This window comes from Anaeromyxobacter oryzisoli (assembly GCF_022690765.1).
In the GTDB taxonomy this organism is placed as follows: Bacteria; Myxococcota; Myxococcia; order Myxococcales; family Anaeromyxobacteraceae; genus Anaeromyxobacter; species Anaeromyxobacter oryzisoli.
The window spans coordinates 1-10,080 of the sequence record NZ_JALCZA010000118.1; the positions used below are offsets into that span (position 1 = coordinate 1).

The 10,080-nt window shown below is 69.3% G+C and carries 11 protein-coding genes, 1 tRNA gene and 1 pseudogene; 3 read left to right on the forward strand and 10 right to left on the reverse strand.

All coding sequences use genetic code 11. The annotated features are described in order from the left end of the window. Positions 1 to 148: 148 nt before the first annotated feature. Entirely contained in the window at positions 149 to 502 is a 354-nt protein-coding gene (locus MNZ27_RS21865) for a hypothetical protein (protein ID WP_242396193.1), read from the reverse strand. Next, positions 502 to 984, reverse strand: coding sequence for a transposase (locus tag MNZ27_RS21870; RefSeq protein ID WP_308198015.1), 483 nt, complete (start codon positions 982 to 984; stop codon positions 502 to 504). Before MNZ27_RS21870 ends, MNZ27_RS21865 begins: the two co-directional genes overlap by 1 nt. A 51-nt stretch (positions 985 to 1,035) precedes the next feature. Between MNZ27_RS21870 and MNZ27_RS21875 the strand changes: the two genes are divergently transcribed. Continuing rightward, on the forward strand, positions 1,036 to 2,709 hold the full coding sequence (locus MNZ27_RS21875; RefSeq protein WP_242396195.1) for an SIR2 family protein: 1,674 nt from the start codon (positions 1,036 to 1,038) through the stop codon (positions 2,707 to 2,709). 308 nt (positions 2,710 to 3,017) lie between these two features. Here MNZ27_RS21875 and MNZ27_RS21880 read toward each other — a convergent pair whose 3' ends face one another. After that, a complete protein-coding gene (locus MNZ27_RS21880; protein ID WP_242396196.1) occupies positions 3,018 to 4,541 on the reverse strand; it encodes a hypothetical protein in 1,524 nt (507 codons plus the stop codon). Positions 4,542 to 4,843: 302 nt separating this feature from the next. Next, positions 4,844 to 4,917, reverse strand: a tRNA-Met gene (locus MNZ27_RS21885). 201 nt (positions 4,918 to 5,118) lie between these two features. Between MNZ27_RS21885 and MNZ27_RS21890 the strand changes: the two genes are divergently transcribed. Both MNZ27_RS21890 and MNZ27_RS21895 read left to right on the forward strand, forming a co-directional pair. Continuing rightward, positions 5,119 to 5,286, forward strand: a complete 168-nt coding sequence (locus MNZ27_RS21890) for a hypothetical protein (protein WP_242396197.1) — start codon at positions 5,119 to 5,121, stop codon at positions 5,284 to 5,286. Then, positions 5,283 to 5,465 carry a hypothetical protein gene (locus tag MNZ27_RS21895; protein ID WP_242396198.1) on the forward strand — a complete coding sequence of 61 codons (183 nt, stop codon included), beginning with the start codon at positions 5,283 to 5,285 and terminating at the stop codon, positions 5,463 to 5,465. Before MNZ27_RS21890 ends, MNZ27_RS21895 begins: the two co-directional genes overlap by 4 nt. On the opposite strand, the gene MNZ27_RS21900 is transcribed toward MNZ27_RS21895, so the two are convergent. The 6 genes and pseudogenes from MNZ27_RS21900 to MNZ27_RS21925 form a co-directional block, all read right to left on the reverse strand. Next, positions 5,466 to 6,515, reverse strand: coding sequence for a lysylphosphatidylglycerol synthase transmembrane domain-containing protein (locus MNZ27_RS21900; RefSeq protein WP_242396199.1), 1,050 nt, complete (start codon positions 6,513 to 6,515; stop codon positions 5,466 to 5,468). Next, the gene (locus MNZ27_RS21905) at positions 6,512 to 7,237 is read right to left on the reverse strand and encodes a tyrosine-protein phosphatase (protein WP_242396200.1); all 726 of its coding nucleotides are present in this window, start codon (positions 7,235 to 7,237) and stop codon (positions 6,512 to 6,514) included. Before MNZ27_RS21905 ends, MNZ27_RS21900 begins: the two co-directional genes overlap by 4 nt. Before the next feature lie 93 nt (positions 7,238 to 7,330). After that, positions 7,331 to 8,269 (reverse strand): 2-hydroxyacid dehydrogenase, encoded by a 939-nt coding sequence (locus tag MNZ27_RS21910; RefSeq protein ID WP_242396201.1) that lies wholly within the window; start codon positions 8,267 to 8,269, stop codon positions 7,331 to 7,333. A gap of 2 nt (positions 8,270 to 8,271) precedes the next feature. Continuing rightward, on the reverse strand, positions 8,272 to 8,481 hold the full coding sequence (locus MNZ27_RS21915) for a DNA gyrase inhibitor YacG (RefSeq protein WP_242396202.1): 210 nt from the start codon (positions 8,479 to 8,481) through the stop codon (positions 8,272 to 8,274). A gap of 32 nt (positions 8,482 to 8,513) precedes the next feature. Next, positions 8,514 to 9,035: a TlpA family protein disulfide reductase gene (locus tag MNZ27_RS21920; RefSeq protein WP_242396203.1), complete on the reverse strand. Its 522-nt coding sequence runs from the start codon at positions 9,033 to 9,035 to the stop codon at positions 8,514 to 8,516. Between the two features lie 129 nt (positions 9,036 to 9,164). Continuing rightward, a pseudogene (locus MNZ27_RS21925) lies at positions 9,165 to 10,080 on the reverse strand (MlaD family protein); the annotation flags it as partial.

A 10,080-nucleotide genomic window follows, 5' to 3' on the forward strand; every position in this document is an offset into this window, starting at 1 on the left:
CGGCGAGCTGCTCCCGCCCAACTGGGCCGCTGCGCGGCGCGCCGCGGCAGCCTGATCCCACTCGCACTCGCCGAAGCCTCCCACGCCGGTCCGCCGGACCGCTACGTGCGGTCGGCCGGGCGGATACAGACCAACTCCAGCTCCGGCGCTACCGGTCGCTGCACTCGCGCATCCACTGGCGGCTCACATCGACCCGCTCACGCCCGAGGACACGGCCGAGTACCTGCGGTACCGCATGACGCGGGCCGGCTGCGATCGCGACGTCTTCACCCATGACGCCGTCCAGATGCTCCACGAGGCCGCCACCGGCGGCATGCGCGACCTCGACCGATTTGCGACCGGGTGCCCGCGCGAGGCCGCCCGCAGGAAGCGCAAGCTCGTCGAGCGGGACCTCCTTCCGCACATCCTCAACCGCGACGGACTTGAGCGCGAGCGATGATCGCGCCCCCCCCGCCCTCGCCGCGTGGCCTCGGCCGGCGGCGGGGCGCCCGGCGATGTCCATCACGCCGCTGCGCGCGCCCCGCTCAAGCGGCGAATGGACAGCAGCCAGGCTGTTAGCATCTCCATCAACGAGCTTGAGCGGCCACACTTGGCGGAGACGATCTCGTGGAAGTCGACCGCGATCTCGTCCTGCGCGTGCTTGGGCGCCTTCCGCTGCATGTTCCGGAGCTTGTGCACGGCGCAGCGCTGCACCGCCGCCTTCGGCCAGACGAGCTGCACCGCGTGGCGAAACCCAGGGTTCCCGTCGATGACGCAGAGCTGGCGGCGGATCCCTTCAGCGCCGTGGTCTTGTGGCCGTCGCCCACGAACTCGACGGGCACCTCCTCGTTCGCCTCGCCGAGGTCCGGTTCTGCGACTGGACCTTGAGCACGCCCTTCGCGAGCTCGAGCTCAACCGCGTGCGCCTTGTCGGAGGAGAGGAGCGAGATGCGCCGCAGCGTCTGGAGTGAACGTGCGCCGGTCGGCGGCTCCCCTGGCCAAGCAACCTGCGACGGCAACGTTGTCCCCGCGGAATGCGCGCGGTAGACCCTCACCCATGGATCCCGTGCTGAAGCTCGCAGTGGCGATGCAGTCGAACCCAGGGGTGTACGCTCTCCTGCTTGGGTCCGGCATATCGCGTGCATCCGGCATCATGACCGGCTGGGAAATCACGCTCGATCTCATCCGGCGAGTGGCGCTGGCAACTGGCGCTGCTCCCGGGACGAATCTCGAACAGTGGTACCGCGCGACCTACGGGGAGGAGCCCGACTATTCGCGGGTGCTGGAGACATTGACTCAGTCGCCCGACGAACGTGCTGCGATCTTGAGGTCGTACTTCGAACCGACGCAAGAAGAGCGCGACGAGGCGAAGAAGTCGCCAACCGCCGCTCACCGCGCGATAGCGAATATGGTTCAGAGGGGGAGCGTCAAGGTGGTGCTCACCACCAACTTCGACCGACTCCTGGAGCAGGCGTTCGATGCCGTGGGCGTTGTACCGCAAGTCATCAGTTCGCCGGACACGGCGCGCGGTGCGGTGCCACTAGTCCACTCGAAGGCAACGATCATCAAGATCCACGGCGACTACCTGGACACGCGTATCAAGAATACGCGCGACGAACTGAGCAAGTACGACTCGGCGATCGATACGCTGCTCGACCGCGTATTTGACGAGTATGGGTTGATCGTCTGCGGTTGGTCGGCTGAATACGACTTCGCTTTGCGCGCAGCACTTCAACGGTGTCCGAACCGAAGGTACGGCTATTACTGGACCGCCCTCTCGACCAAGCCATCCGGGGTCGCAGCCGACCTGATTCGGCATCGCGCCGCGGAATTCATCAGCATACGGGATGCCGACACATTCTTCACGGATCTCGCGACGAAGGTTGAGGCGATAGACGGCATCTCCGCCCCAAGTGCCCCATCGGTCAAAGTCGCTGCCGCGATCGTAAGAAGATACGTCGCTGACCCGGCTCATGACGTGCGTCTGCACGAGTTCGTATCTCGCGAACTGGACGCTTGGCTCCGCGAGTTCGGCGCCGGACGGTTCTCATCTACGCACGGTGGCGAGAAGGAGTGGTCGAAACGCCGGAGCGCGTCCGAGAGCGCAACTTCCATTCTGACCGCGATCACCGTGCCCCTCATTCGATGGGGACGCGAAGACCAGCGGGTACTCTGGGAGCGAGTCCTGAAGTCGCTCGGGCGACGCAGAGCCCAGGAGGGCGGTGAGACGGCCCTCATCAATCTGCGTCGCTACCCTGCAATGCTTGTCCTCTATGCCGCGGGGATCGCCGCGACTTGGATGTGCGACTTCGCCCTGCTCCGTCGCGTTCTCGGCGTGACCCTCAACGAGCCCGAAGGTAAGGTTATCCCGGCCGAAGAGGCTCTCGCACCTAATACGGTTCTTTCGAATGCGACGCGCGACGACCTACACGCGTGGCTTCGCGAGTACTTCCGCGAACTCGTTCCCGATGACGCAGACTACACGCAGGCCTTCGACTTGTTCGAATACCTGTGGACGCTACGCTTGCTCGTCATGAAGAGAGGCCACCAGTTTCTCGGTCGATGGCCAGGGCAGCGGGACGCCATTCGTATCGTGGACTCCGAGATCGCGCAGGATGGGGCAGATTGGGCTCCGTTCCGCGAAAAGCTGTTCCCGGTGTCGTTGGAAGACTTCGAAAAGCAGCGCACTGCTTTCAACCACCAAGCGATACGGCTGCGGTACCGCTACTAGCGGCAGACCCGCTGCTTGCTCTCGGCGAAGCGACGGGGGCGGGTCCGCACTCGCGATTCACGTCGCCGTCTAGACCAAACCTCCTCGCACGAACGCCGACGAGAGCGTATCCACGACAGTTGCGGCGCGCATTCGGAGTCGCCTCCCGCGACGCAGTCCGGCCGCGCCGTGCTCCGCGGGCCTACTGCTCGCGCGTGATCTCGACGTAGTTCGGAAGCTTCTGCGCGAGATACGTGCGCAACGGCTCCGGGGTGAGAACCTCGACAGCCGTGAATTCCATCACATGGGCGTCTCGATAGATCGCTTGGTTAATGTGATCGATCTGCTCGGACTGAGCCGTGAGTATTGAACAAGGCGTGAATGGCTTCACGACAAAGTCCGGGCGGTAGCCCAGGAACCCGGCCCCCCCCTCGGTTGTAGGAGCCCAGGATCTCCGTCAAGACCGGCTCGTACACGGTAGAGCGGCGTTGCCCGAGCCCCCAGAAGCTGGCGGGGTTTGTCGCGGATGTGTCGGGCCAGTCGTTGACGATGTTTCGAAACTCCGTCTCCGTGCTGGCCAGGGTTTCGCCCCAGGTGCCCGGCTTGCTCGCCTCGGCTGGCTTGAGACGCTCCAGGAGCACGCGGCAGCGCTCGAGGTGCTCGGCATTCGCGCTGAGCAACGCGCGAACGAACGGGCCACCAAGGACCACGACGCGCAGCATCCATTCCGACTCAAGCAGTAGCGCATCCCTATGTGGAAGGATCGCCTGCGCCCACCCTTCATCGAGAAGAGTGCTCGACAGCCACTGATGATCGACTTCCTTCCGCCACACCTTGCCTAGGCTGCCAACGACGGCGGAGTGTCCAGCTTCTGTGCCGGTAAGCACCGCCAGGGTCAACAGACAGCTGCGCGCTCGGCGACCATAACGCGTCGAGGAGCGGATTGCGTTATCGACTGCAGCGAACGATGACGGAAAAGTATTGGCTCCCGCCAAAGCCCTGTAGACGGCCGCCTTCTCTGCCGGGCCCGCGCGGTCCAGGCAGTACCAGTAGGAGATCGGATTCAGCCTGTTCGTGTTTACGCGAACGACGGTCTCCTTTTCTACCGGTCCAGGCAGGGGAAGGTTCGCGCGCGCCAACATGCCCGCATGCTGCGCGTTGATCCCCGCCTCAAGACCAGCGGCGAACTGTTCGTTGTTGGTCAAGAGCAGGAAGAGGCAACCACGGAGTTCCTGACGGGCGTTGCTGACGAAGCGTTGGGTGGCGAGAGCTGTCATCTGCGGATCCGATGCGAGGCGGACGAAGTCGGCATCGGACAAATCGACGAGGCCTTGTAGGAAATGCCCCTGCTCCGCGTTGTCGATGATCACGATCCAGCGCCTGTTGTCGCCGGGCGTGACCATCTCCTTCAGCTTCTTCAGCCAGTTCCGGTCCGCGGGTATCCGGACTCCTGGCATGCGGGTGTCGTTACCGACAGTCACGACCGTCACCGTCGTGCGCGACTGTTGGATCAGATGAACGTCGAGCCGGTCGGCAGCTCCAGCGGTGCCACCCGCCACGCGATGCCAGAGGTTGTTCCCGTCCGCCTGCAAGGCGCCGGTTGCCGGCGTTCCTTCGAAGTCGGCCGCGAGCTTCCGCGCGAACATCGTCTTTCCGCCACCTTGGGGCGCGTAGACGAGAAGCGCCCGCGTGTCGCGCCGAAGGATCAACGCTTCGTAGAACGCCCGTAGTTGGTTGGAGAGCGGCGTCCAGAAGTTTAGGAAGACCCGGTACCCTTGGTACTCGGCCTCCTGAAGGCTTTCTGCTCTCTCAGGGAAGCGGATCCCCTGATACCCCGGCTGCGGTGGCGCCATGTCATCTCCCGGGCGCTACACATTCACGCAGTGTCGCGCTCGTTGTTGAACGAGGCTAGCGACAGAGCGTACCACTCCAAGCACGAGTTTCGTGAGTCGTTCCCGCACCTGTCATCCGGCGCTAACGCGGCTGGCCAGCGGACGGATACCGCGATTCGCCTGCACGCAGTCCGATGGCGCGCCTCGGATCACGAAGGCGTGTGCAGGCGAATCTTGCCCGTCACCTAACACGAAAACATAGAGGCGCCGAGGACGTGGGTCCGCGGCGCCTTTATTTGTGTGATATCGAGTAGTTACGTGAGTGGTGAGGGGGAGAATCGAACTCCCGACCTAGGGATTATGAGACCCTCGCTCTAGCCAACTGAGCTACCTCACCGAACCGGCTGAGAACGCGGGTTTATAGGGCCACGCGGGGGATCCGTCAAGCGGGCTGCGCGGTGTGGGATGCGAGGTGGGATGGCGTGCGCCCCTCCCCGTCGGCGGCTTGGGTCGCGGCCCGGGGCCGGCCGATTTCTTGACCGAAGGTACGCCCGTGGTACGAGGGTCGGGCTGGCCGGCGATATCGGAGGATTTCGCGATGCGGAAGACCATCCCCTCCCTCTCGACGCGGACCGAGGAGTTCGCCCCCCGGGAGCTTCCGCTCGAGCCTCCGAAGGCGCCCGAGCACCCGGTCCCCCGCCTCGAGAACCGGACGGCCGACCGGATCAAGGACGCCCTGCTCCGCTGGCTCGAGGAGGAGCTGTGACGAATCTCGAACTGCCCTTCGGCAACCCCACCGGCGCGGAGCTCGACGCGCTGCTGCGCGAGATCGACGACGCCCTGGATGCCTGCTTCCTCTCCGAGCTGGACGGCGCGTTCTCCCGCGCCGCCGAGGCGCGCGACGCCGCGGCGCCCGCCCCGACGCCGGCCTCCGTCGCCGCGTAGCTAGCCGTCGGCGCGGTACTCCGCCTGCTCGACCTCGAGCGCCGCGTCCACCTCCGCGGGCGCGGCGAAGATGCGCCCGAGCCGGACGTGGCGCGAGAAGAGGAAGGCGAGGCCGAGCATGGCCTGGAAGCCGAGCTGCGCCGCCCAGAGCACGTTCGCGTACGCGACGCCGTGCGTCGCGACCGTCTCCCTCGGGGCGAACAGGGCGAGCCCGAGCACGATCGCGCCCTGGAACGTGCCGACCATCCCGGGGCCGGCCGGGATCATCACCCCGACCACCAGCACCCCGAGGAGCGTGCACGCCGCCGCCGCGTCGAGCTGGAACCCGAACCCGCGCGCGAGGACCTGCATCCCCCACGCGTTCACGCCCCAGTAGACGGCGGTCAGCAGGAAGAACAGCGCCACCTTCCCGCGCGACGGCACGAGCCGGAGCCCCTGGATGAACGCCTCGAGCATCCCGCCCGCGCGCGCGGCGAGGCGCGGCGACAAGGGCGCGAGCGCGCGCGTGACGAGCGACACCGCGAGGGCCCGGTTCCGGTAGGCCACGACCAGGAACACGAGCGCCGCGACGAACGCGGCCGAGACGACGACGCCGCCCACCCGCAGCACGCGGATGCCGGGCGTCCCGTCGGGCACGACGAGCAGCGACACGACGAGGAGCAGGCCGGTGAAGATCCCGTCCGCGACGCGCTCCACCACCACCGACGAGAGCGCCGCCGACACCCGGATCCGCGGCCGCTCCGCCACGAGGTACGGGCGCGCGAGCTCGCCGAGCCGGAACGGGAGGATCGCGAGCGCCATGAACCCGACGGCCGACACCGCGTTGAGCCGCCCGAACGGCACCTTCGCGACCGGCTCGAGGAGGATGCCCCAGCGCACCGTCCGCGAGAGGTGGATCGCCGCGAGGAACGGCAGGTACAGCCAGAGGTAGCGGTAGTCCGCCTGCCGGAGCGCGTGGGTGACCGCGTCGAGGTCCTTCCCCCGCAGCGTGAACCAGAGCGCCAGGGCCGAGATCCCGAGGCCGATCACCGCCTGCACGACACGCTTCACGCGAGCTCCTCCCCGGCCACGACGCGCCGCGGGTTCTCCGCGCAGAGCCGCTGCAGCCCCGCGCTCCCGGCCCGCTTCTCGATCGCGGCGAGCCCGTCCTCGAGGAAGCGGCGCGCGCTCCGGGGGGCGTGCAGATCGGTGGCGGCCACCGCGTACAGCCCGTCCCCGAGGAAGTGCTCCGCGAGCTTGCGCGCCGTCTTCCCGTACGCGCCGACCAGCGCGCCCACGTTGAGCTGGAGCGCGCCCCCGAGCCGCACGACCTCCTCGGCCCGGCCGGCGCGCTCGAACTCGACGCACCGCTCCGGGTGCGCGAAGAGCGGCGACACGCCCTTGCGCCGGATCCGGAAGACGAGGTCGGCGAGGGCGGGCACCTCGAGCTGGAACGGCGCCTCGACGAGCGCCCAGCGCTGCGTCGCGCCGATGCCCCGGCGCGCCGGCCCGTCGAGCCGCTCGAGGAACGCCTCGTCGAGCCGGTTCTCGGCGTTCGGGTGCAGCGCGAGCGGGATCCCCTCTCGGGCGAGGAGCGCCGCCACCTCGGCGCGGCGGGCCTCGCACACCGCCGGATCGCCGCTCGGGAGCTCCGCGATCGCGTGCGGGCTGGGCGCCGCCTCCGCGTACCCGAGCTCGACGAGCAGGCGCGCGGCCTCGAGCGTCTCGCCGGGCGAGTCGCAGCCGTCGTCGATGCCGTAGAGCAGGTGGTTGTGGAGATCGACGAAGCCCATTGGCCGGGGCCGTGCATACCACGGCGCCCCTGCGGCGGCCAGGCAGCGCGGCGAGCCGGGGCGCTCCGCCACGTCCGCCCCTGGGCGCCGCGATCAGGCCACCGGATGCCTGGCCGGCTCCCCGCGCGCGACGCGCGCGACCTCCTCGAGCACCATCCGCGCCATCGCGGCGCGCGTCTCCCGCGTGCCGGAGCCGAGGTGCGGCGTGAGCACGACGTTCGGGAGCGCCAGGTAGGCCTCCGGAACGGCGGGCTCCCTCGGGAACACGTCGAGCCCGGCGGCGGCGAGCCGCCCGGAGCCGAGCGCGCCGGCGAGCGCGGCGTCATCCACCACGGGCCCGCGCGCCGTGTTCACCAGGATCGCCCCCGGCTTCATGCGCGCGATCCGCTCGGCGGAGAGGAGGTGCTCGGTGTCGGGCGTGAGCGGCACGTGGAGCGACACGAAGTCGGACTCCGCGAGGAGCGCCTCCAGCGGGAGGCGCCGCGCGCCGGGGAACGGCACCTCGCGCGGCCCGGTGTAGAGCACCTTCATCTCGAAGCCGGCGGCGCGGCGAGCCACCGCCTGCCCGATCCGGCCGAACCCGACGATCCCGAGCGTCTTCCTGGTGACCTCGGTCCCGAGCATCCAGCCCGGCGCGGAGCTCGTCCAGCCGCCCGCCCGGATCACGCGGTCGCCCTCGGCGATCCGGCGCGCCGCCGCGAGGAGGAGCGCCATCGCGTGATCGGCGGTCGCGTCGGTGAGGATACCGGGCGTGTTGGTGACGAGGATGTTCCGCCGACGGCACTCGGCGAGGTCGATGTGGTTCACCCCGACGCCGTACGACGCGAGGTGCCGCAGCGCCGGGAACGCGCCGAGGAGCGCCGCGTCGACGCGATCGAGGTAGGTGACGACGAGCGTCGTCGCGCCACGCGCCGCGTCGGGGACCGCGCCGGCGCGGAGCGGCCCGTCGCCGGTGCGGACCTCGAAGAGCGCCTCGAGCGGCGCGAGCGCGCCGCCGGGGAGCGGGCGCGCGACGTACAGGATCGGCTTCACCGTCAGCTCCCCTCCTCCTCGCCGTCCACCGGGCGCGGAGGGACCTCCGCCCCGTCGCCGGCGCGCGGACCGGGGATCCGGTAGCTCTCGCCGAGCCAGTTGCCGAGATCGATCAGGCGGCAGCGATCGGAGCAGAACGGGTGCGAGCGGTTCTCCGGCGAGCGGAGCGCCGGCCGGCCGCAGAGGGGACAAGGGGTGGGCGCGGTGGGCACGCCCGGGATCTACCCCGGCCGGGCGGGCGGCGCTAGCCGCGGGGGCACGTCTTGGGGAGGAGCGGCGCCACCGCGTCGGCCAGCTCCGCGCCGTCGATCTCGCCGCGGAAGACGTGGCGCACGTGCCCCTCGGCGTCCACCACGAAGGTCGCGGGGTACCCCTGGACGCCCCAGGGCTCGAGCGCGCGGGCCGTCTCGTCGAGCAGCACCGGGTACGGGATCTGCCGCGCGGCGGCGGCCACGTCGCCCCGGCCGGACTCCTCCGCGACGCCCAGCATCTCGAAGCAGCGCCCCCGCTGCGCCTGGTAGAACGCGGCGAGATCGGGGAGCTCCCGGCGACAGGGCGGGCACCAGGTCGCCCAGAAGTTCACCGCGACGACCTTCCCCTTGAGGCTCCCCAGATCGAGCGAGCGCCCCTCGAGGTCCGGCAGGACCAGCGCCGGCGCGGGGCTGCCCGCGGGCGCGACGGTGGAGCGGTGCGAGCCGCGGACGAGGAGCTGCGTGACGACGACCGCCGCCACCACCAGGACCGCGAGCTTGAGCCAGTTCGTCATCGCCACCTCGTCGCGGGGGAGTATAGCGGCGCCGCGCCGCGAGATCGGAGCCCCCCGCGCGCGGAAGGGTTCGTCCCTCCGTCGGAGGTAGCGCGGCCACGGTAGCGCGTCCACGCCGCCGACCCCGGGTCACCTGCTCGCGGACGAGGCGCTCCCGGCGGCGCTCCCGGCGCCGGACAGGAGGAGCGTCTTCAGGTCGTCGTCGGTGAAGTACAGGCCGGCGCCGAAGAACACGTCGGTGCCGATGTTGAACCTTCGGCCGCCGACGCTGGTCAGCGACTGCCACCGGTTCAGGAAGTCGTCCACGCCGGTCGTGACGTAGAGGTGCTGGAACAGGTTGTAGTTCGCCCAGAGCTTGGCGCGCGGCCAGACGTTCTGGTTGACCCGGTTGAACTGGTACATCGACACGGACATCTGCAGCTTGTCCTCGAGCATGTACACGTCCGTGCCGATGCCGCCGGAGCTCTCGATGATGCCCGCGCGGAACGCCACCGGGCCGTACCGCTTCGCGAGCTGGAACGAGAACGTGAAGGCGTCCTCGTGCAGCGTGCGGTTCACGATCGTGGTGCTCTCCGTCGCCGAGCCGGGCTGCCGCGTGGTGATCGTCTCGGTGGTGAGCTTGTCCACGCCGCGCGGATCGCTCACCAGCTCGAGCAGGTAGTACTTGTCCGGCCGCGGGAGGATCTTCGCGGCGACGTAGATCTTCGCGCCCGGCCGCCCCTCCTCCACGGACTGGTTGAGCAGGAACTCGGAGCGGAGCTGCAGCTCGATCTGGAGCTTCTGCAGCCGGTCCACGTAGTCCGAGATCCCCTCGATCGCCGTCCCCGCCTTCCGGCCGAGCCGCTCGTCCACGAGGATCTTGCCGGCGACGCTCTTGCCCTCGTTCACCTTGCCGAGCAGGTCGTCGAGCTTCTTGAGGCTGTCGTTGAGCTTGGCGACGGCCTGCTGCACGCCCTTCGCCTGCTCGCGCGCCTGCGCCTGCGCGGCGCCGGGCGCGCCCGGGGCGCCTGGGGCACCCGGGGCGCCAGGCGCGCCCGCGCCGCCG

What these genes read in the sequence shown, in the direction of transcription:
- MNZ27_RS21865 (WP_242396193.1), bottom strand. Translation starts at nt 502, where the DNA reads ATGGACATCGCCGGGCGCCCCGCCGCCGGCCGAGGCCACGCGGCGAGG.
- MNZ27_RS21875 (WP_242396195.1), top strand. Translation starts at nt 1,036, where the DNA reads ATGGATCCCGTGCTGAAGCTCGCAGTGGCGATGCAGTCGAACCCAGGG.
- MNZ27_RS21880 (WP_242396196.1), bottom strand. Translation starts at nt 4,541, where the DNA reads ATGGCGCCACCGCAGCCGGGGTATCAGGGGATCCGCTTCCCTGAGAGA.
- MNZ27_RS21890 (WP_242396197.1), top strand. Translation starts at nt 5,119, where the DNA reads ATGCGGAAGACCATCCCCTCCCTCTCGACGCGGACCGAGGAGTTCGCC.
- MNZ27_RS21905 (WP_242396200.1), bottom strand. Translation starts at nt 7,237, where the DNA reads ATGGGCTTCGTCGATCTCCACAACCACCTGCTCTACGGCATCGACGAC.
- MNZ27_RS21920 (WP_242396203.1), bottom strand. Translation starts at nt 9,035, where the DNA reads ATGACGAACTGGCTCAAGCTCGCGGTCCTGGTGGTGGCGGCGGTCGTC.